We start from the raw sequence: 24012 nt of genomic DNA, 5'->3' as shown, positions 1-24012 counted from the left end.
AGCGGCACCCATGAGCAGCCTCACTCTCGCCCTGACCATCCTCGGCGGCCTCGTTCTCGCGGCCGTCGTTGCCTACAACACGCTGATGTCGCGCCGCAATGCGCCGCGCCAGCCCGACGCGATCGACATTGCGCTCGATGAAGCCGAGCGCGCTTTGGCGGAGAGCGGCGGCGGCATGGAGCCGATGCTGCATGCCGATCCGCACCAGATACAGGGGGCAGACCGCCACGAGCCCCTGTTCGATCCCGACCTGCCGGCGCCCAGCGGCGTGCCCGTGGCGACCGGCGAACGCCGCGGCGGGCTCGACCCGCTGATCGACGTGATCGCACCGATCTCGCTCGACGGCCTCGCCTCGGGCGATGCCGCCATCGCCGCCATGCCGCCGACACGGCGCGCGGGCAGCAAGCCGGTGGCCATCGAAGGCCTGAACGAACACACTGGCCAGTGGGAGCCGCCCGTGGCCGGCCAGCGCTACAGCGCTTTCCAGGTCGGCGTGCAGCTGGCCAACCGCACGGGTGCGCTCAACGAGATCGAGTACTCCGAATTCGTGGTCAAGGCCCAGGCCTTTGCCGACGCCGTCAACGGCGCGCCCGAGTTTCCCGAGATGCTCGACGAAGTGGCGCGCGCGCGCGAGCTCGACCAGTTCGCCAGCGCGCACGATGCGCAGCTGGGTTTTGTCCTGCGCGCGTTGCATGCGGCCTGGAGTCCGGGCTATGTGCAGCAGAACGCGGCGCGGCTCGGCTTCGTGGCCGGCATCATCCCGGGGCGCATGGTGCTGCCGACCAGCGAAGCCGGCCTGCCGCCGATCCTCGGGCTGGCCTTCGACACGCAGGCGGCGCTGGCCGACGACCCGGCCCAGTCGGCCATCCGCGAACTCAGCCTGAGCCTCGATGTGCCGCAGGTCGACCGTGGCGAAGAGCCGTTCCGCCGCATGCGCGAAGCTGCCGCCACGCTGGCGCGCGAGATGGACGGCGTGGTCACCGACAGCGACGGCCAGCTGCTGCGCGACGAAACCATGGACGTGATCGGCGCCGACCTCGAGCAGCTCTACGACACGCTCGATGCGCGCGACCTCGCTGCGGGCTCGCCGCTGGCACGGCGCCTCTTCAGCTAACAACTCCGACCTCCGGGAGACACCCATGACGACGCGCGACGAAGCGGCACGCGAAGCCGCCGCACTGAGCGAACAGCTCCACCGCCACGCCCATCTCTACTACGTGCTCGACACGCCCGAACTGCCGGACGCCGAGTACGACAGGCTCTTCCAGCGCCTTCAGGCTATCGAAACCGAGTTTCCCGACCTGCGCACGCCCGATTCGCCGACACAGCGAGTGGGCGGCAAGGTGCTCGACGGTTTCGTCAAAGTGCGCCACAGGGTGCCGATGCTGTCGATCCGCACCGAGACCGACATCACGCCCGGCGGCGCGAGCGCCTTCGACGCGCGCGTGCGCAAGGAACTGGGTCTGCCCGAGGACGGACCGCAGGTCGCCTACGTCTGCGAGCTGAAGTTCGACGGCCTTGCCATGAACCTGCGCTACGAGAACGGTGTGCTGGTGCAGGCCGCCACGCGCGGCGACGGCGAGGTGGGCGAAGACGTCACGCAGAACATCCGCACCGTGCGCGAGATTCCGCTGCGCCTCAACGGTACGGCGCCGCCCGTGGTCGAGGTGCGCGGCGAGGTCTACATGAAGCGCGCCGATTTCGACGCGCTCAACGAGCGCCAGCGCCAGAGGATCGCGGATGGGCAAAAGAACGAGAAGGTGTTCGTCAACCCGCGCAATGCCGCCGCCGGCGCGGTGCGCCAACTCGACCCGGCGATTGCCGCGGCGCGGCCCCTGAGCTTCTTTGCCTACGGGCTGGGCGAGGTGACACCAGCGGCCGAGGGCGGACCCGACTGCCCGACGCAATTCGACTGGCTGCAGCAGTTCGATGCCTGGGGCTTTCCTGTGGCCAGGCAGACGGCGCGCGCGACAGGTGCGATTGAACTCATAGCTTTCCACGAGAACATCGGCCGCCAGCGCGACGCCTTGCCCTATGACATCGACGGCGTCGTCTACAAGGTCGACAGCATCGAACTGCAGCGGCAACTGGGCTTTGTCTCGCGCGAGCCGCGCTGGGCCGTGGCCCACAAGTACCCGGCACAGGAGCAACTGACCGAGGTGGTCGGCATCGAGATCCAGGTCGGCCGCACCGGCAAGCTCACACCGGTCGCCAAGCTCGCGCCGGTGTTCGTCGGCGGCGTGACGGTGACGAATGCCACGCTGCACAACGAAGACGAGGCGCGCCGCAAGGATGTGCGCGTGGGCGACACGGTGATCGTGCGCCGTGCCGGCGACGTGATTCCCGAAGTGGTCGGCGTGGCACCGGACAGCCTGGCCAGGCCCGACGATCAGCGCGGCGCAGTCTTCACCATGCCGCACAAGTGCCCCGTGTGCGATTCGGAAGCCGTGCGCGAGGAGGGCGAGGTCGATTACCGCTGCAGCGGCGGCCTGTTCTGCGCGGCGCAGCGCAAGGAAGCCATCCTGCACTTCGCGGCGCGGCGCGCGGTGGATGTCGACGGACTGGGCGACAAGCTGGTCGAGCAACTGGTCGATGCCAACCTGATCCGCACCTTGCCTGATCTCTACAAGCTGGGTTTCACCACGCTGGCCGGGCTGGATCGCATGGCCGAGAAGTCGGCGAAGAACCTCGTCGACGCGCTCGAGGCCTCGAAGAAGACCACGCTGCCGCGCTTCCTGTTCGGCCTTGGCATCCGCCACGTGGGCGAAACCACCGCGAAGGACCTGGCCAAGCACTTCGGCAAGCTCGACGCGATCATGGACGCGAGCGAGGAGCAACTGCTCGAAGTGAACGACGTGGGTCCGGTGGTGGCGCAAAGCCTGCGCACCTTCTTCGATCAGCCGCACAACCGCGAAGTGGTCGAGCAATTGCGCGCCTGCGGACTGAGCTGGGAGGAGGGCGAGCCCGCCGCCAGGGCGCCGAAGCCTTTGGCGGGTCTGACCTTCGTCATCACCGGCACGCTTCCTACGCTGAGCCGCGACGAAGCGAAGGATAAATTGGAGGCAGCCGGAGCCAAGGTTTCCGGCTCGGTCAGCAAGAAGACCCATTACCTCGTGGCCGGCGAAGAGGCCGGGAGCAAGCTCGACAAGGCGCGTGAAAACGGCGTCGAGATCATCGATGAGGCGCGTATGCTGGAGATACTCGCCAACGGTGTTCCGACGGAGTAAGCCGCAGAGGTGCCGGACAGGCCCTTTACCGGCCGTTACGCGACTTCATCTGAGCGCAGTCAACAGGGTCTACAACCTGGCGTTGAAAACTAATCGAAGGCCACAAGGAGTCCCTCATGCAAAAAATTCGTGTTCTTGGTGCTTGCGCCGCGCTCGGCGGCGTTGCGTTGCTGAGCGGCTGCGTGGGCGTGCCCGCCGATCCCTACTATGGTGGCTACTCGTCGGGGCCTTACTACAGCGAGCCCGCGCCCGTGGTCGTTTCGCCCGCGCCGGTCTACATCCAGGGTGGCGGCTACTACGAGCAGCGGCGTCCGTACTACTACGACCGTCCGTACTACGGCCGTCCGGGCTATCCGGCCGTGCGCCCTGTCTATCCGAGTCCCGGCGTGGTCGGACGACCGTCAGGCAACTGGGGCGGTGGCCACCCGGGCGTCGCACCGCGCCCGCCCATTGCCGGTGGAGGACCGGGCTCCATCCCGACGCCGCCGCGCGGCAATGCGCGCCTGTGGACTTCGCCGGACTCCAAGACCCAGACCCCTCCCTGATCGCGGCGGCTGCGGGCCTGTCGCGATAATCCCGCCATGGCCATCCGCGAAATCCTGAAAATGGGCGACCCCCGGCTGCTGCGCATTGCGCAGCCGGTCGCCGCCTTCGACACCGACGAACTGCACCTGCTGGTGCGCGACATGTTCGAAACCATGCATGCAGTCAACGGTGCTGGCCTCGCCGCACCGCAGATCGGCGTGGACCAGCAGCTGGTGATCTTCGGCACCGATGTCGTGAATCCCCGCTATCCCGATGCGCCACCGGTGCCGCGTACCGTGCTGCTCAATCCCGTCATCACGCCGCTGGACGACGAGGAGGAAGAGGGGTGGGAAGGATGCCTGTCGGTGCCGGGCCTGCGCGGCGTGGTGCCGCGATTCGCCAACATCCGCTATACCGGGTTCGACCCCTACGGCGACCCGATCGACCGGGTCGCCACCGGCTTTCATGCGCGCGTGGTGCAGCATGAAGTCGATCATCTGCTGGGCAAGCTGTACCCGATGCGGGTGCGCGATTTCTCGCGCTTCGGCTACACCGAGGTCCTGTTTCCGGGCCTCGATGCGGCCGATGACGATTGAGCCCGCTCAGTTGTATTTGCTGCTGAGCGCGAAGCGGCCGCCGCCCATGAAGGCGAGGGCGAGCGCCGCGAACAGGAACATGCCCTGCGTTTCCAGCGCCCAGCCGCCTTGCTTGCCGAGCGAGGTCAGGTCCTTCGCGTGGACCAGCGTGAAAGCCACGAGCATGTTGATCGCGACGATCCATGCCGCCGGCCGCGTGTAGAGGCCGATGATCAGCAGCACGGGCGCCACCACTTCCCCGATATAGACCAGATAAGCCAGCGCGCCCGGCAGCCCGTGCTGGGCCAGCATGCCGGAAATGAAGCCGACGCCGCCCTGGAGCTTGGCGATGCCGTGCAGCAGGATCAGGACGCCAAGCGCGACGCGCAGGATGAACTTGCCGGTGTCGTCGGATTTGACCATTTGTGTGGATTCCAGTTGAAGTGATTCGAGGGCCGTATGGTAGTGAACCTGCAGCGTCTTCGGGCACCGGATTTGCGTCGGGCTACGCGCATATGCATCAAACCCGTGGTTCTTTGGCAGAGTCTCGTGTCGGCCCGTACACTGCCTTTTGCCTACTGTTGAGGAGAACACCAATGAACAATCGCTTCCGCCCGGCATTGCTTGCCGCCGCCTCCGTCATCGCACTCGCCGCTGCCGCGCCGGCCTTCGCCGGCAAGACACTCGACGCGGTCAAGCAGCGCGGCACCGTCAAGTGCGGCGTGACCAACGGCGTGGCGGGCTTCTCCGCACCGGACACCCAGGGCAACTGGTCGGGCCTCGACGTCGACACCTGCCGCGCCATCGCGGCCGCCGTGCTCGGCGACGGCAAGAAGGTCGACTTCGTGCCGCTCAATTCGCAGCAGCGCTTCTCGGCCCTGCAGGCCGGCGAGATCGACATCCTCGCGCGCAACACGACCTGGACGCTCACGCGCGACGCTTCGCTGGGCTTCAACTTCACCACCATCACCTACTATGACGGCCAGGGCTTCCTGGTGCCGAAGAAGCTCAAGGTAACGAGCGCCAAGCAACTCAAGAACGCCACCATCTGCACGCAGTCGGGCACCACCAACGAGAAGAACGTGTCGGACTACTTCCGCGCGCAGAACATCCCGGTAAAGACCGTCGTCTTCGAAAGCTTCGAGGCTTCGTTCAAGGCTTTCTTCTCGGGCCGCTGCCAGGCCTTCACGACCGACGCCTCGGCGCTGGCCGGCCTGCGCAACAAGGAAGCGCCGAACCCCGACGACTATGTCATCCTGCCCGAGCTGATCTCCAAGGAGCCGCTCGCGCCGCTGGTGCGCCGTGGCGACGACGAATGGTTCGCCATCGCCAAGTGGGTGCCCAATGCGCTCATCGAGGCCGAGGAGTTCGGCGTCACGCAGGCCAATGCCGACGAACTCAAGGCCAGCAGCAAGGATCCGGCGCAGCAGCGCCTGGTCGGCACCGGTGAAGACCTCGGCAAACTGCTGGGCCTCGACAAGGACTGGTCGTTCCGCGCAATCAAGGCCGTGGGCAACTACGGCGAGATGTTCGAGCGCAATGTCGGGCCGAAGTCGGTGCTCAAGCTGCCGCGCGGCTCCAACAACCTCTGGAACAAGGGCGGCCTGATCTACGCACCCCCGGTTCGATGAGCGCCAGGGCCTCGCGCCGCGGGGTCTGGCTGGCATGGGCCGTCCAGGCGCTGCTGGTGCTGGCCGTCGTGGCCGGCGCGGTCTGGGTGGTTCACCATGCACTCGAGGTGCTGCGTGCACGCGGCGTGCGCTCCGGCTTCGACTTTCTCACCGAGCCCGCGGGCTTCTCGATCAGCGAAGGCTGGCTGGACTTCGACGCGGACCAGCCGTTCTGGCGCGCGTTTCTCGCGGGGCTGATCAACACGGTGCGCGCGGCGGTGCCGGCGGCCATCTTCTCGGTCGTGCTCGGTACGCTCATCGGCATCGGCCGGCTGGCGCCGCACGTGCTGCTGCGCGGCATCTGCACCGCATACGTCGAGTTGCTGCGCAACGTGCCGCTGCTGGTGCAGCTGCTGATGCTGGCCTTCGCGATGGCCAACCTGCTGCCCGATCCGACGGAGCCTGTTCGGTTGCTGCCCGGCGTGTGGCTCAGCAAAGGGGGGCTCAGCGTGCCATGGCCCGTGGCAGGCGAGGGCGGCTGGTGGCCCACGCATTTCGAGTTTCCCGAGCGTGGCGATTTCGGTGTGAGTGGCGGCGCTGCGCTGAGCCCCGAGTACGTGACCATCGTGGCGGGCCTGACCTTTTATTCGGCCGCGTTCGTGGCGGAGATCGTGCGCGCGGGCATCCTGTCGGTCTCGCAGGGGCAAGTGCTCGCGGGGCAGGCGCTGGGCCTGTCGCCGGTGCAGCAGCTCCGCATCGTGATCCTGCCGCAGGCGCTGCGGGTGATCGTGCCTTCGCTCACCAACCAGCTGCTGAGCCTCACCAAGAACTCGTCGCTTGCTGTGGCCGTGGGCTATCCGGAGCTGGTGTCGGTGGCCAACACCACCATCGGTTCGAATGGCCGGGCCTTCGAGTGCATCGCGATCATCATGGCGGTCTATCTGCTGTTGTCACTGCTGATTTCGTTCGGCATGAACCGCTACAACGTGCGCGTTGCATTGCGAGGCTGGCCATGAGGAGCGCCACGCAGGAACCCATTGCGTGGCGCAGCGAACTCTGGGGTTCGCCGATGCGGGCACTGGCGACGGTGCTGCTGCTTGCGCTGCTCGCGTGGGGCGGCTTCCACGCCGTCGAGTGGGGCATCGTGCATGCGGTGTTCCGGCCCGACGCCGAGGCCTGCCGGGCCGTGCAGCATGGCGCCTGCTGGGGTGTGGTGGCCGAGAAGTGGCGGCCGATGCTGTTCGGACGCTTTCCGTATGAAGAGCAATGGCGCCCGGCCATCGCGGTCGTCGTGCTGTCCGCCGTCACCGTGTTCAGCGCCTGGCCGCGGAGCTGGCGCTGCTGGCTCGTGCCGCTGTGGATCGGTGCGCTGCTGCTGTTCGTGCTGCTGATGCGTGGTGGCGTCCTGGGACTGAGCCATGTACCGACGAGCCGCTGGGGCGGCCTGCCGCTGACCATCGGGCTCGCGGTGGTGGGGCTGGCGCTGGCCTTTCCGCTGGCCTTGTTGCTGGCGCTTGGCCGCCGCTCGGGCTGGCCCGTGGTGCGCACGCTGAGTGCGAGCTACATCGAACTGGTGCGCGGCGTGCCGCTGATCTCGGTGCTGTTCATGGCCTCGTTCCTGTTGCCGCTGCTGTGGCCGGCCGGATGGCAGCCCGACGTGCTGGTGCGGGTGCTCGCGGGGCTCACGCTGTTCGTGGCGGCGTACCTGGCCGAGATCATCCGCGGCGGCCTGCAGGCCGTGCCGCGTGGCCAGACAGAGGTGGCGATGGCGCTGGGCTTCGGCCGCTGGCCGGTGCAGCGCGACATCGTGCTGCCGCAGGCGCTGCGCCTCGTGGTGCCGGCGCTGACCAACAGCGTGGTCGGTACGCTGAAAGACACCTCGCTCGTCACCGTGGTCGGCCTGTTCGAGCTGACCGGCGCGCTGGGCCTGGCGCTGGGCGGTGATCCGACGTGGCGGCCGTTCTATCTCGAGGGCTATCTCTTCATCGCGGCTGTGTACTGGGTGCTGTGCTTCGGGCTCTCGCGCTACAGCGTGTGGCTCGAAAAGCGGCTGTCGGCCGTGCGCTGAGCGGGGCACGGCCGGGCTCCTGTACACTCCGGGCCTTCATGTCGAGCCACGATTTCCACCCCGCATCCCACGCAGCCCTGATGGCTCGCATGATGCCGCCTGCCTCCGCGCAGGCGATGGTCGTTGCTCGAATGATTACCACCATTACCACCGCGGCCACCTGAGCACGCGCAGGTGGCCGTTCCGGCAGCCACCTGGTGTATCGCTCTCTCCCCGAACGAATGAACCCAGCTCTGGCAGCTGGGTTTTGTTTTTCGTCTGGAGATGTCCATGTACCGCGATCCCGTTGAATCCCTCGAGTCCCTGCACAGCCGCCCTGCGCTGAACCGTACCCTGCGCGTGGGGATGATCGGTATCGGAACCGTGGGCTCGGGCACCTTCCGCGTGCTCGTGCGCAACCAGGCGGACATCGCGGCGCGGGCCGGCCGGGCTATCGAACTCGTGATCGTTGCCGCGCGCAACCTGGCGCGCGCCGCCGGCATCGTGGGAGAGGGCGTTGCGCTCACGGCCGACCCGATGCAGGTCGCCGCGCATCCCGACGTCGACGTGGTCGTGGAGGTGGCCGGCGGCACCGGTCCCGCGCGCGACTGGGTGCTGGCCGCCATTGCGCATGGCAAGCACGTGGTCACGGCCAACAAGGCATTGCTCGCGGTGCACGGCGCCGAGATCTTCGCCGCCGCGCGAAAACAGGGCGTGGCCGTGGCCTACGAGGGGGCGGTGGCCGTGAGCATTCCTATCGTCAAGGCGCTGCGCGAAGGCCTGGCGGCCAACCGCATCGAGTGGGTGGCCGGCATCATCAACGGCACCTCCAACTTCATCCTGAGCAAGATGCGCGATGAAGGCCTCGACTTCGCCGCCGCGCTCGCGCAGGCCCAGGCGCTGGGCTATGCGGAGGCCGACCCGAGCTTCGACATCGAAGGCATCGACGCCGCGCACAAGCTGTCTTTGCTGGCCGCCAACGCCTTCGGCATGCCGCTGCGCTTCGCCGATGTGCAAGTGGAGGGCATCACTGCCCTGCAAGAGCTGGACGTGGCCTGCGCCGAGCAACTGGGTTACCGCATCAAGCTGCTGGGCGTGGCACGCCGGCAGGCGTCGGGCGTCGAACTGCGCGTGCAGCCCGCACTCGTGCCTGCCACGCATCTGATGGCACAGGTGAACGGTTCGATGAACGCCGTCATGGTCAAGAGCGATGCGGCGGGCCTGACGATGTACTACGGTGCGGGCGCCGGCTCGGAGCAGACGGCCTCGGCGGTGATCGCCGATCTCGTGGACGTGGCGCGGCTCGACGGCGTGAATGCCGCGCAGCACGTGCCGCACCTCGGCGTGCATGAGCACGCGACGAACGCGTTGGCGGTGTTGCCGCGTGCCGCCGTGCACACCTCGCACTACCTGCGGGTGCCGGTGCGCGCGGTCAGCCAGATCCAGGCGGTCACGGCCTGCCTCGCAGAGCAGAAGGTGCCGGTGCGCCAGGTCGCGCTGGCGGCCGAACGCCCCGGCATCGGCCCCCAGGTCTTGGTGCTGACGGGGCCGGTAGCGCAGGGCACGCTGGACCTTTCCGTGCATGCGTTGCAGGCGCGTTCCGAGGTGGCAGGCGTGGTGGCGACGCTGTGCGTGGAACTGCTGGAAGGTTGAGCCACGAACGCCGCTAGCGAAGCGCGCAGAACGTCGCGCGGGGGCGGCCGCAGCATCGGCGCCTGCATTCCTTCAGGGCGCAGAGAGGGCCCCGTCCACCACATGCTGCGCTTCTTCAAGAATGCGCGCGAGGTGGTCCTTGCCCTTGAAGCTCTCGCCGTAGATCTTGTAGATGTTCTCGGTGCCGGAGGGGCGAGCCGCGAACCAGCCGCTCTCGGTCACGACCTTCACGCCACCGATGGCCGCACCATTGCCCGGCGCATGGCTCAGCACGTTGACGATCCGGTCGCCCGCCAGTTCGGTCGAGCGGATCTGCTCGGGCGACAGGCTCGACAACCGCTTCTTCTGTTCCACCGTGGCCGCGGCATCCACGCGATCGGACACCGGCTGGCCCAGCGCCTGCGTCAGCTCGGTGTAGCGCTCGCCCGGGTCACGCCCGGTGCGCGCGGCGATCTCGGCCGAGAGCAGGGCGGGCACCAGGCCGTCCTTGTCGGTGGTCCACACCGAGCCGTCCTTGCGCAGAAAGGTCGCGCCCGCGCTTTCCTCGCCGCCGAAGGCCAGCGAGGCATCGACCAGCCCGTCTACGAACCACTTGAAGCCCACCGGCACCTCGTACAGCCTGCGGCCGAGCCGTGCGGTGACGCGGTCGATCATCTGGCTGCTCACCACCGTCTTGCCGACGGCCGCCTGCGCCGGCCAATGCGGGCGGTGCGTGTAGAGGTAGTCGATCATCACCGCGAGGTAGCTGTTGGGTTGCATCAACCCGGTGCTGCCCGAGACGATGCCGTGGCGGTCGTGGTCGGTGTCGCAGGCGAAGGCGATGCCGAAGCGGTCCTTCAATTCGATCAGCTTGTGCATGGCGTCGGGCGACGATGGGTCCATGCGGATGCGGCCGTCCCAGTCGAGCGACATGAAGCGGAAGGTCGGGTCGACTTCCTGGCTCAGCACGTTCAGGCGCGTGAGCTTGTAGCGCTCGGCAATCGCGGGCCAGTAGCGCACGCCCGCGCCGCCCAGCGGGTCGACACCCAGGTTGAGGTTCACGTCGCGGATCGCGTCCATGTCGAGCACCTGCGCCAGGTCTTCGACGTAGGTGTTCAGATAGTCGTGCCGGTGCGTGGTCGATGCGCGCAGCGCCTGCGCGAGCGGCATGCGCTTCACGCCTTCGAGGTTGTTGGCAAGCATCTTGTTGGCCGCCGCCTCGACGGCCGAGGTGATGTCGGTGCCGGCCGGTCCGCCGTTCGGCGGGTTGTACTTGAAGCCGCCGCTCTCGGGCGGGTTGTGCGAGGGCGTGATGACGATGCCATCGGCCAGCCCCCCGGTGCTTCCGGTGCGTCCACGGTTGTAGACGAGGATCGCGTGCGACACGGCCGGCGTCGGCGTGTATTCGTCGTCCTTCGAGATCATCAGCTCGACCCCGTTGGCCGCGAGTACCTCGACCGCGCTGTTGAAGGCCGGTGTCGACAGCGCATGCGTGTCGATCCCGAGGAACAGCGGCCCGTCGATGCCTTTCTGCTTGCGGTAGTCGCAGATCGCCTGGCTGATCGCCAGCACGTGCCATTCATTGAACGCATCGTCGAACGAGGAGCCGCGGTGCCCCGAGGTGCCGAAGGCCACGCGCTGGCTCGGCACCGACGGGTCGGGCCGTCCGGTGTAGTAGGCGGAGATCAGGCGCGGTATGTTGACCAGCAGTTCGATGGGTGCGGGCTGTCCCGCGAGAGGGTTGGTTGCTTGGCTCATGCGGGTGGAAAGTCGAGGTTGATGATGTCGCCGATGCGCTCGATGGCGATATCGGCGGGCGCATAGGCGGCGTTGGCCTGCGTGTCGAGCGCATAGTGCCCCTGCCGCACGAAGACCGTCGTCAGGCGCGATCCCCAGATGGCCTTCATGGCCGAGAGGATGCGCAGCTTGTCGTCGATCATCACGTAGTGCCGCGCGGGGTAGCACTGCTCGACGGCGTCGAGCATCTGTTCCTTGTGCACGTAGATCAGCACGCGGCCCTCGGTGGCGTCCCAAAGGCCGGAGCGTTGCACCTTGCGCGGCTGGAACACGACGTCGCCGTCGGACAGGATCACCGTGGGCCCGCGCTGGCGCAGGTGCTTCAGCGTCTCCAGCGCGCCGGGGTAGAGCCGGTCGGCAAAGGGGTAGTCGATGAGAAATTCCGACATCAGCAGCAGCCGCGAATCGCTCATGCCGCGGCTGCTTTCCTCGGCGCGGTAGCGCTGCAGGGCGCCGAGGTAGTCGACATAGCCGAGTTCGTTGCGCAATTGCTCGAAAGCCGTCCAGTAGCGGCTGGCGCTTTCGGCGCCGAAGGTCTGTTCGAGATGGGTGCGAAGGTCGGCGATGATGCCGTCGTTGTCGAGCAGGGTGTTGTCGACGTCGATCAGGAAAACGGTGGCAGGGGGCGGTGTCATGGTGTGTGGCGGGTGGGCCAGAACTGCGCGCGTCGCTTCCAGCATACGCTTCGAATGCGACCCCGGACGGCCGCAGCGTGATTTTGTTGAGGCTCCGAGATCCATTGGCTTGAGCCGTGCCGGGGATCGGCCTCGGAATTGAATAAGCTCCTGCTCAGGGTTGCAGTTTGAAGAAGGAGCAAGACAGATGCGCATCACCAACGGTCGCCACTGGATCGGCCTGCCGGCCATGGCCATGGGCCTTTTGCTGGCTGGCTGCCAGACGCCACCGGCCGACCGCCCCCTGACATCGGAAGTCCCCGAACCCCCGAGCTTCGTCACGCCGCCCGAAACCTGCCAGGCTGCTGCCGTGCGGTTTGGCCTGGGCCTGCGCGTCAGCCAGCAGTTGCTGGAAGAGATGCGCCAGCGCGCCGGCGCCCGCCTGGCACGTACGGTGCCCGCCGTGGAAAAAGCCGATCCGATGCAGGACACGGCGAGGCTCAACGTGCAGGTCGAACCGACCGGCCGCGTGGTGGGGGCCTATTGCGGCTAGGAGACGCGGCGTGGGCCCGGGTGTTGTGTGAATGCAGCGCTCATGTAACTAATATTAGCTAATAGGCACGCAATCGCCCCAATTGGGGGAACAATAGCCCGCGACCTCCGGAGCCCAGTCTTTTGTCGAACAAGCAACCCACAGTCTCTTTGCCGTCGTACTACGACGGGTCGGCACGTCTCCCGCCGGACGAGGTGCTGCGCCCGTTGATGGACGACTGGGCCCGTGCAGGCAAGCGCCTGGCTGCCGTCTGCTACATCGACGTGGACCGCTTTGCCTTGCTGAATGACCGCCTTGGCATGGTGGCGGGCAATGTCGCCCTCAAGGAGGTGGCCCGCCGCATCAAGGCTCAGCTGCCGCGCGAGAGCGTGATGGCCCGCGTGGGCGGCGACGAATTCGCGGCCCTGTTCGCCGGCCTCGGAACCTCGCAGTGCACCCAGGTGCTGGAACGCATCCAGGCTTCCCTCGCCGAGCCCTGGAGCTGGCATGACCAGGCGGGCAGCATCGACGCGAGCATCGGCGCCATGCTGCTCGACAGCAATGGCCCGCCCCCTGAAACCGCGCTGCGCCAGGCGCAGCACGCCGCCTTCTTCGCCAAGCGCGCGGCCGACGGCAAGGTGCATTACTTCGACGCGCCGCAAGCGCGCGCCGACGAGCAGGTGGTGCGCGAGCGCCAGCGGATCCAGGAAGGCCTGCTGCAGGGCGAGTTCTTCCTGGTCTACCAGCCCAAGGTCGACATGCAGCGCGGCGTGGTGGTCGGCGTCGAGGCGCTGTTGCGCTGGCAGCACCCCGAGCGCGGCCTGCTGCCGCCGGCCCAGTTCGTGCCGCTGATCGAAGACGACGCGCTGGTCGAGCAGGTCGGCGACTGGGCCATCGCCACGGCCCTTTGGCAGGCGCACCAGTGGCGCCTGGCGGGCCTGCAGATGTCGGTGAGCGTGAACGTGGCACCGCGCCACATGATGCGCTGGGACTTCGTCGAACGGCTCGCGCGGCACCTGTCGCAGTTTCCGAAGCTGGGTGCGGGCATGCTGGAGCTCGAGATCCTGGAAACCACAGCGATCAGCCAGTTCGCGAACGTCGCGCTGTTCGTCGAGGCTTGCAAGACGCTGGGCGTGGGCGTGACCATCGACGACTTCGGCACCGGCTACTCCTCGCTCACCTATCTGCGCCAGCTGCCGGTGTCGACCGTGAAGATCGACCAGTCGTTCGTGCGTGGCATGCTCGACAACGGCCAGGACCACGCCATCGTGCAGGGCATCATCGCGCTGCTCCACGCGCTCGGACTCACGGCGGTGGCTGAAGGCGTCGAAACGGTGAAGCAGGGCGAAGAGCTGCTCGCCCTGGGCTGCACGCTCGCCCAGGGCTACGGCATTGCCATGCCGATGGCGGCCAAGGACATCGTGCAATGGGTGGCGCAGTACGAGCGGGCTCCCCTGTGGGGTACCCGCGCGGCGGCGCTGCCCGGCGCCTGAGCGCTGCGGCGGCGTCCGTTCAGCTGGACGCAGGAACCACGGCGTCGCGGACCATGGCCCGGCGGCTTTGCTTGACGGCGCGCATCGCGGTGTCGGCCTGGCGCAGGGCGGCCTCGGCAGAGACGGTGCGGGGGTCGACGGCCACCACGCCGACACTGGCGCCGCCGTAGTCGATCGTCAGGTGCCGCAGCTTCAGCTCGAAGATGGTGTTTTCCGCCAGACGGTCGGCCATGGCCCGCGCGCCCGTGCGCGGCGACTCGTCCAGCGCGGGCCCGAGGCCGATCACCACGAATTCGTCGGAGCCGAAGCGCGCCAGCATGTCGCTCGCGCGCACCGAGGCCGAGAGCTGTTTTGCCATGGCCGACAGGAACTCGTCGCCGACCTCGTGGCCGTGCGTGTCGTTGATCTTCTTGAAATTGTCCATGTCGATGAAGCCGACCAGCACGCTCTGCCCGCCGCGCGCGCCCTGCGCCAGCATGCGCTGCAGTTCGTCGGTGAGCGCGCGGCGGTTGGGCAGGCCGGTGAGGGCGTCGGTCGCGGCGTGGGTGGCGAGCTGGGCCTGGGCTTTCTTGAGCTTTGCGACGAGCAGCTCGCGCTCCACCTGCTGGCCGATCAGCCGCGCGAAAAGCCGCAGCACCGGCTCGGTATGCGGCGGCAGCGGCAGCTGTTGTGAGCTGGCACCGCACAGGACACCGAAGAGGTCGCCGCTTCCGGCCGTCACCGGTGCGCTCACACAGGTCTGGATGCCGAGCCGGCGGGCGGCGTCGGCATCGCCCCAGCAGCCGCCGGCGTCGTCCGTGTAGATGCGGCCTTCCTCCATGGCATGCCGGCAGAGCGTGTCGGCCCAAGGCACCGGCGCACCCTCGGGCAGGGACAATTCACCGGCGTTGTGGGCGAACAAGATGTGCTGTCGGCCCTTGTCGAGGTCGATGGTCGTGAGGTAAGCCGACTCCAGGCCCGTCGCCGCCTCGAGCATTTCGAGCATCGGGCGTACGAGGTCTTCCAGCGTCTTGGCCGAGGAGACGGAGTCGGATAGCTGTTCGATCAAGGATTCCATGGCCGACATTCTGATGGCATCGGTTGCGTTCGGGAGGGCAATTTCAAGAGGCCAGAGCTTCCATCAGCTCGGTTTCGATGGCCAGTTGCGTTTTTTGGCCCTGGAGTTCGGGGCCGCTGATCAGGAAGGTGTCTTCCACCCGCTCGCCCAGCGTCGTGACCTTGGCGAGCTGCAGGTTCAGGTGATGGCGCGCCAGCACCCGGGCCACCGAGTACAGCAGGCCGGCACGGTCGCTGGCCGAGATGTTGAGCAGCCAGCGCTGCGCCTTGTCGTCCGGCAGCAGGCTGATGCGCGGCTTGATCGGAAAGCTGCGCACCCGGCGCGAGACCCGGCCCATGCTGGGTGGGGGCAGGGCACCGGCCTCGGTGAGCGTCTGCGCCAGGCCCGACTCGACCATGCTGATCAGGTCGCGGTAGTGGTCCGGCACGAAGGTGGTCACCACCTGGAAGGTATCGAGCGCGTAGCCGTTGCTCGCGGTGTGCACCTTGGCGTCGAGGATGCTGAAGGACGCCTGGTCGAAGTAGCCGCAGATGCGCGCGAACAGGTCGGGCTGGTCGGGCGTGTAGACCACCACCTGCAGGCCTTCGCCCACCGGCGACAGGTGCGCGCGCACCACAGGCGGCGCCTTCGGGTCGACCGGCACGTTACTGGGCGGCACGAAGCGCGAGAGCTGCTTGGCGTGCCAGGCGATCTCGGTGGCGTCGTGGCGCATGAAGTAGCCCACGTCGAGCGTGTCCCACAGCGCCTTGTGCGCCTCGAAGCGCTGCGCGTGCAGGGCCAGTTGCACGAGCGCCTCGCGCTTGCGCGACTCGACCTCGGCATCCGGATCGGGCATGCGTCCGCCCAGTGCGCGCAGCGTGTAGCGGTACAGGTCTTCGAGCAGCTTGCCTTTCCAGGCATTCCACACGCGCGGGGAGGTGCCGCGGATGTCGGCGACGGTCAGCAGGTAGAGCGCCGTCAGGTAGCGCTCGTTGCCCACTCGCTTGGCGAAAGCGCCAATCACCTCGGGGTCGCTCAGGTCCTGCTTCTGCGCGACCTGGCTCATCACCAGGTGCTCGGCCACCAGAAACTCGATGAGCCTGGAATCTTCGCGGGCGATGCCGTGCTGCTTGCAGAAACGCTGAACGTCGCGCGCGCCGAGTGTGGAGTGATCGCCGCCGCGGCCCTTGGCGATGTCGTGGAACAGGGCGGCCACGTACAGGATCCAGGGCTTGTCCCATCCGGCCGCCAGCTGCGAGCAGAACGGGTATTCGTGCGCATGCTCGGCGATGAAGAAGCGCCGCACGTTGCGCAGCACCATCAGGATGTGCTGGTCCACCGTGTAGACGTGGAACAGGTCGTGCTGCATCTGCCCCACGATACTGCGGAACACTCGCAGATAGCGCCCCAGCACCGAGGTCTGGTTCATCAGCCGGAACGCATGCGTGATGCCGTAGGGCTGCATCAGGATCCGCATGAACGTGTCGTGGTTGACCGGGTCGTTGCGGAACTTGCTGTCCATGACGTGGCGCGCGTTGTAGAGCGCGCGCAGCGTGCGCGCCGACAGGCCCTGCACGCCGATGGTCTTCTGGTACAGCAGGAAGGTTTCGAGCACCGCATGCGGCTCGCGCTCGTAGAGGTCGTCGCTGGCGATCTCGATCAGGCCGGCACGTTCGTAGAAGCGCTCGTTGATCGGTGTGTGCTGCTCGTCGATGGGCTGCAGGCGCTCGGCAATGTTGAGCAGCAGGATCTGGTTGAGCTGCGACACCGCCTTGGCCGCCCAGTAGTAGCGCCGCATCAAGGCCTCGCTCGACTTGCGCTGCGACTCGCCTTCGTAGCCGAAGCTTGCCGCCACGGCCGTCTGCAGGTCGAACACCAGCCGATCTTCGCGCCGGTTGGCAATCACGTGCAGCCGGGCGCGGATCAACGAGAGCAGCGCCTCGTTGCGCTTGATCTGCTGCGCCTCGAACGGGGTGGCCAGGCCGTTCTTGGCGAGGTCGTCCCAGCGGCCGCCGTAGCCGGCGGCCTTGGTCATCCAGAGGATGGTCTGCAGGTCGCGCAGGCCACCCGGCGATTCCTTGCAGTTGGGCTCCAGCGCGTAGGGCGTGTTGTCGAACTTCTGGTGGCGATGCCGCATTTCCTGCGACTTGGCCACGAAGAAGGCCTGCGGGTCGATGGCGCGGGTGAAGCGGCGGCGGAAGGCGGTGAAGAGCTTCTTGTCGCCCACGATCAGGCGTGCTTCGAGCAGCGAGGTCTGAACGGTGACGTCCTTCTCGGCCTCGGCCAGGCATTCCTCGACCGTGCGCACGCTGGAGCCGATCTCGAGGCCCGCGTCCCAGCAATGGCCGATGAAGGCCTCGACGCGGGCCGGGTCGATTTCGCTCTCGTGGCCCTCGGGCGGCAGCAGCAGGAGCACGTCGACGTCGGAATACGGAAACAGCTCGCCGCGCCCGAAACCGCCCACGGCAGCCAGCGTGAGCGAGTCGCCGAAGCCGGCCTCGCGCCACAGGGTGCAGAGCGTCTCGTCGGCGAGCGCCGAGAGCTGGCGCAGCACCGCGTGCACGCTGCGGGTCGGCGCGCGCGCAAAGCGCAGGGTGTCGAACAGGGCGAGCTTCTTGGCGCGATAGGCTTCGCGCAGCGTCGCTACGTCGATCTTGGCTGCTTCGATCACGGCCGGGGAGCGCGTGTGCGCGTCAGGTTTTGGTCGAGGTGACGAAGGAGGGCGGCGGCGGGCTGCCCGCGGACAACGTCAACACCTCGTAGCCGGTCTCGGTGACGAGCACCGTGTGCTCCCACTGGGCCGACAGCGAGTGGTCGCGCGTGACGATGGTCCAGCCGTCGTATTGGCCGCCCTTGAAGTCTTCCTTCACGTCGCGCTTGCCGGCGTTGATCATCGGCTCGATGGTGAAGATCATGCCGGGCTTGAGTTCTTCCATGGTGCCCGGGCGGCCGTAGTGCAGCACCTGGGGCTCTTCATGGAAGCGCTGGCCCACGCCGTGGCCGCAGAACTCGCGCACGATCGAGAAGCCCTGGCCTTCGGCGAACTTCTGGATCGCGTGGCCCACGTCGCCCAGATGCGCGCCGGGGCGCACCTGCAGGATGCCGTGCCACATGGCTTCGTAGGTGATGCTGCACAGGCGCTTGGCGGCGATGGAGGCGTCGCCGATCACGAACATGCGGCTGTTGTCGCCGAACCAGCCATCCTTGATGACGGTCACGTCGACGTTCATGATGTCGCCCTTCTTCAGGGGCTTGTCATTGGGAATGCCGTGGCACACCACGTGGTTCACCGAGGTGCAGAGCGACTTCGGGAACGGGACGCTGCTCGCGCCCATGTAGCCCACCGTGGCGGAGGTGGTGCCCTGCTTGACCATGTACTCGGCGGCCAGCCGGTCGACATCGTTCGTTGTGATGCCGGGCTTGATGAAAGGGGTGAGGTAGTCCAGCACCTCGGAGCCAAGGCGGCAGGCGACCCGCATGGCTTCGATGCCCGCAGCGTCTTTGTAGTTAATGCTCATGCCCGAATTATCCCATTCACCAAGCTAAAATTCCGGGTTAACGCGGATGACCCCAGTCAGCGGCCATCCGCCTCGATTCCTTGAATTCCAACGCGGCCCCCGAGGCCCCCATCGACCGTGACGCAGCCCGCACCTCAAGCCCTTCCTGTCGTAACCATGTTCGAGGGCGGCAGCGCGCTCAGCGACTTCCGCGCGCGGCAGCTGCTGCCGAAGCTGCAGGCCATCGAGCCGCGCATCGAGGGCATTTCCGCCCGTTTCGTGCACCTCGTGGTCACCGATGCGGCGCTGGATGCGGCCGGCCGCGAGCGCTTTGCCGCGCTGCTGGCCTACGGTGAGCCCTTCGAGGCGCCGGCCAAGGCGGGCACCTCGGTGGTGGTCACGCCGCGCCTGGGCACCGTGTCGCCCTGGGCTTCCAAGGCCACCGACATCGCCCACAACTGCGGCCTGGCATTGCGCCGGGTCGAGCGCGTCACGCAGTACCACCTGAAGCTCAAGGCGCCGCTGATCGGCAAGGCGCCCGTGATCGAGGGCGACACGCTCGCCGCGGTGGCCGGCCCGCTGCACGACCGCATGACCGAATCGGTGCTGGCCACCGTCGAGCAGGCGGCCAGTCTGTTCAGCGAGCTGCCGGCCCAGCCGATGGCGCAGGTCGACGTGCAGAGCGGCGGTCGCGACGCGCTGGTAGCGGCCAACACCGGTTTCGGCCTGGCGCTGGCCGAGGACGAGATCGATTACCTCGTTGACGCCTTCACTCGCCTCGGGCGCAACCCCAGCGACGTCGAACTGATGATGTTCGCGCAGGCCAACAGCGAGCACTGCCGCCACAAGATCTTCAACGCCCAGTTCACCATCGACGGCAGGGCCCAGCCCCAGAGCCTGTTCTCGATGATCCGCCACACCGAGAAGCAGAACCCGCAGCACACGGTCGTCGCCTATGCCGACAACGCCTCGGTGATGGAAGGCGCGACCATCGAGCGCTTCATTCCGGCACACGGTTCGCAAAGCTATCAAAAAGATAGCGCCCTGAGCCATGTGCTGATGAAGGTCGAGACGCACAACCACCCGACAGCCATTTCGCCTTTTCCGGGCGCTTCCACCGGCGCTGGCGGCGAGATCCGCGACGAGGGCGCCACCGGCCGCGGCTCCAAACCCAAGGCGGGCCTGACCGGCTTCACCGTGTCCAAGCTCTGGCCGCAAGAGGGCCACTACGGCAAGCCCGAACACATCGCGAGCCCGCTGCAGATCATGACCGAGGGCCCGCTGGGGGGCGCCGCGTTCAACAACGAATTCGGCCGGCCCAACCTGCTGGGCTACTTCCGGGAATACGAGCAGACCGTGGCGAGCGACCTTGATACCGTGCAGCGCGGCTACCACAAGCCCATCATGATCGCGGGCGGCCTCGGCAGCATCGACGCCACCCAGACGAAGAAGATCCAGTTCCCCGCCGGCTCGCTGCTGATCCAGCTCGGCGGCCCCGGCATGCGCATCGGCATGGGCGGCAGCGCCGCCAGCTCGATGGCCACCGGCGCCAACGCGGCCGAGCTCGACTTCGACTCGGTGCAGCGTGGCAACCCCGAGATCGAGCGCCGCGCGCAGGAGGTCATCAACCACTGCTGGCAACAGGGCGCGGCCAACCCGATCCTGGCGATCCACGACGTGGGCGCGGGCGGCCTGAGCAATGCCTTCCCCGAACTGACCAACGACGCCGGCCGCGGCGCGCGTTTCGACCTGCGCGCCGTGCCGCTCGAAGAGTCGGGCATGGCCCCCAAGGAAATCTGGTGCAACGAAAGCCAGGAGCGCTACGTGCTGGCCATCGCGCCGGAATCGCTCGCGCAGTTCAAGGCTTTCTGCGAGCGCGAGCGCTGTCCGTTCTCGGTGGTCGGCGTGGCGACCGAAGCGCGCCAGCTGCTGGTGGCCGACGAAGGCGCCGAGGTGCAGCCTGTCGACATGCCGATGGACGTGCTGCTGGGCAAGCCGCCCAAGATGCACCGCGACGTGAAGAGCGTGGCGCGCACGTTCAAGCCGCTCGACCTCACGGGCGTCGACCTGCAGAAGGCCGCCATCGACGTGCTCTCGCACCCGACCGTCGCCTCCAAGCGCTTCCTGATCACCATCGGCGACCGCACCGTGGGCGGCATGAGCCACCGCGACCAGATGGTCGGCCCGTGGCAGGTGCCTGTGGCCGACTGCGCCGTGACGCTGGCCGACTACAAGGGCTTTGCCGGCGAAGCGATGAGCATGGGCGAGCGCACGCCCCTGGCCGCGCTCGACGCGCCGGCTTCGGGACGCATGGCCGTGGCCGAGGCCATCACCAACCTGCTGGCTGCGCCCGTCGAGCTCTCGCGCGTCAAGCTCTCGGCCAACTGGATGGCCGCCTGCGGCGAACCCGGCGAAGACGCTGCGCTGTACGAGACCGTCAAGGCCGTGGGTCTGGAACTGTGCCCGGCGCTGGGCGTGTCGATCCCGGTCGGCAAGGATTCGCTGTCGATGCGCACGCAGTGGAAGGACAACGGCGAAGCCAGGAAGGTCACCTCGCCCGTGAGCCTGATCGTCACCGCCTTCGCCTCGCTGGCCGATGTGCGCGGCACGCTCACGCCGCAGCTCGACGCCGAAGAAGCCGACACCACGCTGGTGCTGATCGACCTGGGCCGCGGCCAGCACCGCATGGCCGGCAGCATTCTGTCGCAGACGCTCAATCAGAGCGGCGACACCGTGCCCGATCTCGACGACCCGGCACAATTGGTCGCGCTGGTCGATGCCGTGAACGCGCTGCGCGCCGAGGGCAAGATCCTCGCGATGCACGACCGCAGCGACGGCGGCCTGTTCGCCACCGCTTGCGAAATGGCCTTTGCCGGCCACGTCGGCGTGGCGCTGAACGTCGACATGCTGGTCACCGAAGGCGATGGCATTTCCGACAGCCGCATGGAAACCGGCGACGCCAAGAACTGGGCGCAGCAGGTCAGTGCGCGGCGCGAAGAGCTCACGCTCAAGGCGCTGTTCAACGAAGAGCTGGGCATGGTGCTGCAGGTGCGCACGGCCGAGCGCAACGACGTGATGCAGGTGCTGCGCGCGCACGGCCTGAGCGCTCACAGCCACTTCGTCGGCAAGACCCGGCCTGCGAGTTCCACGATGGATGCCGGCAAGGGCAAGCTCGAAGTCTGGCGCGATGCCAAGCCGGTGTTCAGCGCGAGCCTGCACGACCTGCACCAGGTGTGGGACTCGGTCAGCTGGAAGATCGCCCGCGAGCGCGACAACCCCGCCTGCGCCGATGCCGAGCATGCCGCGGCAGGCGTGCCTTCGGACCCTGGCATGCATGTGTTTCTGCCGAATGCGCAGCCCGCGGCGCCGGCCATCCTGCAATCGCGCCCCAAGGTCGCCATCCTCCGCGAACAAGGCGTCAACTCGCACGTCGAGATGGCCTACGCCTTCACCGAAGCCGGCTTCGAGGCCTTCGACGTCCACATGACCGACCTGCAAACGGGCAGGGCAGACCTCGCCAATTTCAAGGGCGTGGTCGCCTGCGGCGGCTTCAGTTATGGCGACACGCTGGGCGCCGGCATCGGCTGGGCGCGCAGCATCACCTTCAACCCGAAGCTGGCCGAGCAGTTCAAGACCTTCTTCGGCCGCGCCGACACCTTCGGGCTCGGCGTGTGCAACGGCTGCCAGATGTTCGCCGAGCTGGCCGACATCATTCCGGGTGCCGAAGCCTGGCCGCGCTTCACCACCAACCAGAGCGAGCGCTTCGAGGCCCGTCTGTCGATGGTCGAGGTGCTCGAATCGCCGAGCATCTTCTTCCAGGGCATGGCCGGCAGCCGCCTGCCGATCGCGGTCGCGCACGGCGAGGGCTATGCCAACTTCAAGCACCGCGGCGACGCCGCCAAGGCCATCGGCGCGATGCGTTTCGTGGACAATCACGGCCAACCGACCGAGCAGTACCCGTTCAACCCGAACGGCAGCGCGGGCGGCCTGACCTCCGTGACCACGCCGGACGGCCGCTTCACCGCCGTGATGCCGCATCCGGAACGCGTGTTCCGCAACATCCAGATGAGCTGGACGCCGGGCGACCGCAGCGAGCTGAGCCCGTGGATGCAGATCTGGCGCAATGCGCGCAAGTGGGTCGGCTGATCGACGCAGCAAGCCCGTTCGGCGGGCAACAAAAAAGCGGCCCACGGGGCCGCTTTTTTTATTTCCAGAACACCGCGGAACCGGCTTTGCCGGGCCGCAGGTGTTGCCCCCTGCAAGGGGTGGCGTAGCGACGCGAAGTGCGCGAAGCTTGGGGGTGTGCCTTATTCCACCTTTGCCTTCGCGCGCAATTCTTCCTGATACTTCTGCAGGCGCTGCTGCTGCAGCTGCTGCGTGATCTGCGGCTTCACTTCTTCCAGCTTCGGCAGCTGGGCCTGGCGGATGTCGTCGACGCGGATGATGTGCCAGCCGAACTGGGTCTTGATCGGAGCGGGGGTGGTCTCGCCCTTCTTGAGCTTGATCATCGCTTCCGAGAACTCGGGCACGAAGCCCGCGGGGTTGGCCCAGTCGAGGTCGCCGCCGTTGGCGCCCGAGCCCGGGTCCTTGCTCTGCTTCTTGGCGATGTCTTCGAACTTGGCGCCCTTCTTCAGGTCGGCCATGATCTTCTTGGCCTGGTCTTCGGTCTCGACCAGGATGTGGCGCGCCTTGTATTCCTTGCCGCCGTTGGCAGCAACGAACTTGTCGTACTCGGCCTTCACGTCGGCGTCCGAGATGGGGTTGGTCTTGCGGTAGTTCTCGAACAGTGCGCGGATCAGGATGGCCTGGCGGGCGAGTTCGAGCTGGTTCTTGTAATCCTCGCTGGCGTCCAGGCCTTGCTTCTGGGCTTCCTGCATGAACACTTCGCGCGCCACGATTTCCTCACGCAGCTGGCTCTGCATCTCGGGCGTCACCGGGCGGCCTGCGGCGGCCAGCTGCTGCGCCAGAACTTCCATGCGGGCCTTGGGCACCGGCTTGCCGTTCACGATGGCTGCGTTCTGCGCCAGAGCCGCCACCGGAATGGCACCGATCAACGCTGCGGCCGCAACGGCCTGCAAGATGTGTTTTTTCATGAAATGAATATCAGGCTGGAGAAGAAATGCGCGTGTAGGAATAAGCGCGTGAAAGAAAGCGGGCAGAGGGCTCAAAGCACCTCGATGGCGATGGCGTGAAGGCCCTGCGCGATAAAAACCTGGAGGGCATCATACACAAGCCGATGCCGCGCCACGCGGGGCTTTCCGGCGAACAGCGGCGAGGCGATGCGCACTCGGAAATGGCTGCCCCGTCCTTGCGCATTGGCACCGGCGTGGCCCGCGTGGGCGCTGCTTTCGTCTATCACTTCAAGCTGCGTCGGGGCCAGCGCCTCGCGCAACGCGGCTTCGAGGTCGGCGGCGGTGGGGAGGGAGG

19 protein-coding genes are annotated in these 24012 nt (G+C 67.3%); 11 read left to right on the top strand and 8 right to left on the bottom strand.

From position 1 onward, the window contains the following. The first annotated feature begins 10 nt into the window (after positions 1-10). From ACCC97_RS02315 to def, 4 genes are all read left to right on the top strand, one after another. The gene (locus tag ACCC97_RS02315) at positions 11-1114 is read left to right on the top strand and encodes a cell division protein ZipA C-terminal FtsZ-binding domain-containing protein (RefSeq protein WP_056590574.1); all 1104 of its coding nucleotides are present in this window, start codon (positions 11-13) and stop codon (positions 1112-1114) included. Between the two features lie 25 nt (positions 1115-1139). Beyond that, positions 1140-3227, top strand: coding sequence for an NAD-dependent DNA ligase LigA (gene ligA / locus ACCC97_RS02310; RefSeq protein WP_413331487.1), 2088 nt, complete (start codon positions 1140-1142; stop codon positions 3225-3227). A 116-nt stretch (positions 3228-3343) separates the two neighbouring features. Then, on the top strand, positions 3344-3772 hold the full coding sequence (locus tag ACCC97_RS02305; protein WP_007837832.1) for a hypothetical protein: 429 nt from the start codon (positions 3344-3346) through the stop codon (positions 3770-3772). Positions 3773-3808: 36 nt separating this feature from the next. Further along, entirely contained in the window at positions 3809-4348 is a 540-nt protein-coding gene (def, locus tag ACCC97_RS02300; RefSeq protein ID WP_056590568.1) for a peptide deformylase, read from the top strand. Positions 4349-4354: 6 nt separating this feature from the next. Here def and ACCC97_RS02295 read toward each other — a convergent pair whose 3' ends face one another. Further along, complete coding sequence (locus tag ACCC97_RS02295) at positions 4355-4750, bottom strand: DoxX family protein (protein WP_007837829.1); 396 nt, start codon at positions 4748-4750, stop codon at positions 4355-4357. A gap of 173 nt (positions 4751-4923) precedes the next feature. On the opposite strand from ACCC97_RS02295, the gene ACCC97_RS02290 reads away from it, so the two are divergent. From ACCC97_RS02290 to ACCC97_RS02275, 4 genes are all read left to right on the top strand, one after another. After that, entirely contained in the window at positions 4924-5958 is a 1035-nt protein-coding gene (locus ACCC97_RS02290) for an amino acid ABC transporter substrate-binding protein (RefSeq protein WP_007837828.1), read from the top strand. Further along, positions 5955-6953: an amino acid ABC transporter permease gene (locus ACCC97_RS02285; protein ID WP_413331486.1), complete on the top strand. Its 999-nt coding sequence runs from the start codon at positions 5955-5957 to the stop codon at positions 6951-6953. Before ACCC97_RS02290 ends, ACCC97_RS02285 begins: the two co-directional genes overlap by 4 nt. Next, complete coding sequence (locus ACCC97_RS02280; protein WP_413331485.1) at positions 6950-8005, top strand: amino acid ABC transporter permease; 1056 nt, start codon at positions 6950-6952, stop codon at positions 8003-8005. The genes ACCC97_RS02285 and ACCC97_RS02280 overlap by 4 nt, the downstream gene beginning before the upstream one ends. A gap of 270 nt (positions 8006-8275) precedes the next feature. Next, entirely contained in the window at positions 8276-9637 is a 1362-nt protein-coding gene (locus ACCC97_RS02275; RefSeq protein WP_413331484.1) for a homoserine dehydrogenase, read from the top strand. A 72-nt stretch (positions 9638-9709) separates the two neighbouring features. Here the strand turns inward: ACCC97_RS02275 and pgm are convergent, their stop codons facing one another. Beyond that, entirely contained in the window at positions 9710-11374 is a 1665-nt protein-coding gene (gene pgm, locus ACCC97_RS02270) for a phosphoglucomutase (alpha-D-glucose-1,6-bisphosphate-dependent) (RefSeq protein ID WP_413331483.1), read from the bottom strand. After that, complete coding sequence (locus ACCC97_RS02265) at positions 11371-12048, bottom strand: HAD family hydrolase (protein ID WP_007837819.1); 678 nt, start codon at positions 12046-12048, stop codon at positions 11371-11373. Before ACCC97_RS02265 ends, pgm begins: the two co-directional genes overlap by 4 nt. A 187-nt stretch (positions 12049-12235) precedes the next feature. On the opposite strand from ACCC97_RS02265, the gene ACCC97_RS02260 reads away from it, so the two are divergent. Further along, positions 12236-12580 carry a hypothetical protein gene (locus ACCC97_RS02260; RefSeq protein WP_413331481.1) on the top strand — a complete coding sequence of 115 codons (345 nt, stop codon included), beginning with the start codon at positions 12236-12238 and terminating at the stop codon, positions 12578-12580. Between the two features lie 122 nt (positions 12581-12702). Further along, positions 12703-14052, top strand: a complete 1350-nt coding sequence (locus tag ACCC97_RS02255) for a putative bifunctional diguanylate cyclase/phosphodiesterase (RefSeq protein WP_007837815.1) — start codon at positions 12703-12705, stop codon at positions 14050-14052. 19 nt (positions 14053-14071) lie between these two features. Here the strand turns inward: ACCC97_RS02255 and ACCC97_RS02250 are convergent, their stop codons facing one another. Genes ACCC97_RS02250 through map form a run of 3 tightly spaced genes read right to left on the bottom strand, consistent with a single transcriptional unit; the run spans position 14072 to position 18606 of the window. Beyond that, positions 14072-15109: a diguanylate cyclase gene (locus tag ACCC97_RS02250; protein WP_413331480.1), complete on the bottom strand. Its 1038-nt coding sequence runs from the start codon at positions 15107-15109 to the stop codon at positions 14072-14074. Between the two features lie 43 nt (positions 15110-15152). Continuing rightward, the gene (locus ACCC97_RS02245; RefSeq protein ID WP_007837810.1) at positions 15153-17759 is read right to left on the bottom strand and encodes a [protein-PII] uridylyltransferase; all 2607 of its coding nucleotides are present in this window, start codon (positions 17757-17759) and stop codon (positions 15153-15155) included. A gap of 22 nt (positions 17760-17781) precedes the next feature. Continuing rightward, entirely contained in the window at positions 17782-18606 is an 825-nt protein-coding gene (gene map, locus ACCC97_RS02240; protein ID WP_007837809.1) for a type I methionyl aminopeptidase, read from the bottom strand. Between the two features lie 156 nt (positions 18607-18762). Between map and purL the strand changes: the two genes are divergently transcribed. Next, positions 18763-22731, top strand: a complete 3969-nt coding sequence (gene purL / locus ACCC97_RS02235; RefSeq protein ID WP_413331479.1) for a phosphoribosylformylglycinamidine synthase — start codon at positions 18763-18765, stop codon at positions 22729-22731. Between the two features lie 161 nt (positions 22732-22892). On the opposite strand, the gene ACCC97_RS02230 is transcribed toward purL, so the two are convergent. Both ACCC97_RS02230 and ACCC97_RS02225 read right to left on the bottom strand, forming a co-directional pair. Further along, positions 22893-23678, bottom strand: a complete 786-nt coding sequence (locus ACCC97_RS02230) for a peptidylprolyl isomerase (protein WP_413313534.1) — start codon at positions 23676-23678, stop codon at positions 22893-22895. A gap of 71 nt (positions 23679-23749) precedes the next feature. Continuing rightward, a complete protein-coding gene (locus ACCC97_RS02225; RefSeq protein ID WP_413313610.1) occupies positions 23750-23977 on the bottom strand; it encodes a BolA family protein in 228 nt (75 codons plus the stop codon). Between the last annotated feature and the right edge of the window lie 35 nt (positions 23978-24012).

Origin of the sequence: Variovorax sp. Varisp85, from assembly GCF_047304045.1 — a bacterium.
Lineage (GTDB): Bacteria > Pseudomonadota > Gammaproteobacteria > Burkholderiales > Burkholderiaceae_C > Variovorax.
This window is presented reverse-complemented; position numbering and strand designations above follow the sequence as displayed.

What these genes read in the sequence shown, in the direction of transcription:
- def (WP_056590568.1), top strand. Translation starts at nt 3,809, where the DNA reads ATGGCCATCCGCGAAATCCTGAAAATGGGCGACCCCCGGCTGCTGCGC.
- ACCC97_RS02265 (WP_007837819.1), bottom strand. Translation starts at nt 12,048, where the DNA reads ATGACACCGCCCCCTGCCACCGTTTTCCTGATCGACGTCGACAACACC.
- ligA (WP_413331487.1), top strand. Translation starts at nt 1,140, where the DNA reads ATGACGACGCGCGACGAAGCGGCACGCGAAGCCGCCGCACTGAGCGAA.
- pgm (WP_413331483.1), bottom strand. Translation starts at nt 11,374, where the DNA reads ATGAGCCAAGCAACCAACCCTCTCGCGGGACAGCCCGCACCCATCGAA.
- ACCC97_RS02230 (WP_413313534.1), bottom strand. Translation starts at nt 23,678, where the DNA reads ATGAAAAAACACATCTTGCAGGCCGTTGCGGCCGCAGCGTTGATCGGT.
- ACCC97_RS02290 (WP_007837828.1), top strand. Translation starts at nt 4,924, where the DNA reads ATGAACAATCGCTTCCGCCCGGCATTGCTTGCCGCCGCCTCCGTCATC.
- purL (WP_413331479.1), top strand. Translation starts at nt 18,763, where the DNA reads ATGTTCGAGGGCGGCAGCGCGCTCAGCGACTTCCGCGCGCGGCAGCTG.
- ACCC97_RS02305 (WP_007837832.1), top strand. Translation starts at nt 3,344, where the DNA reads ATGCAAAAAATTCGTGTTCTTGGTGCTTGCGCCGCGCTCGGCGGCGTT.
- map (WP_007837809.1), bottom strand. Translation starts at nt 18,606, where the DNA reads ATGAGCATTAACTACAAAGACGCTGCGGGCATCGAAGCCATGCGGGTC.
- ACCC97_RS02250 (WP_413331480.1), bottom strand. Translation starts at nt 15,109, where the DNA reads ATGGAATCCTTGATCGAACAGCTATCCGACTCCGTCTCCTCGGCCAAG.
- ACCC97_RS02260 (WP_413331481.1), top strand. Translation starts at nt 12,236, where the DNA reads ATGCGCATCACCAACGGTCGCCACTGGATCGGCCTGCCGGCCATGGCC.
- ACCC97_RS02280 (WP_413331485.1), top strand. Translation starts at nt 6,950, where the DNA reads ATGAGGAGCGCCACGCAGGAACCCATTGCGTGGCGCAGCGAACTCTGG.
- ACCC97_RS02295 (WP_007837829.1), bottom strand. Translation starts at nt 4,750, where the DNA reads ATGGTCAAATCCGACGACACCGGCAAGTTCATCCTGCGCGTCGCGCTT.
- ACCC97_RS02275 (WP_413331484.1), top strand. Translation starts at nt 8,276, where the DNA reads ATGTACCGCGATCCCGTTGAATCCCTCGAGTCCCTGCACAGCCGCCCT.
- ACCC97_RS02285 (WP_413331486.1), top strand. Translation starts at nt 5,955, where the DNA reads ATGAGCGCCAGGGCCTCGCGCCGCGGGGTCTGGCTGGCATGGGCCGTC.
- ACCC97_RS02315 (WP_056590574.1), top strand. Translation starts at nt 11, where the DNA reads ATGAGCAGCCTCACTCTCGCCCTGACCATCCTCGGCGGCCTCGTTCTC.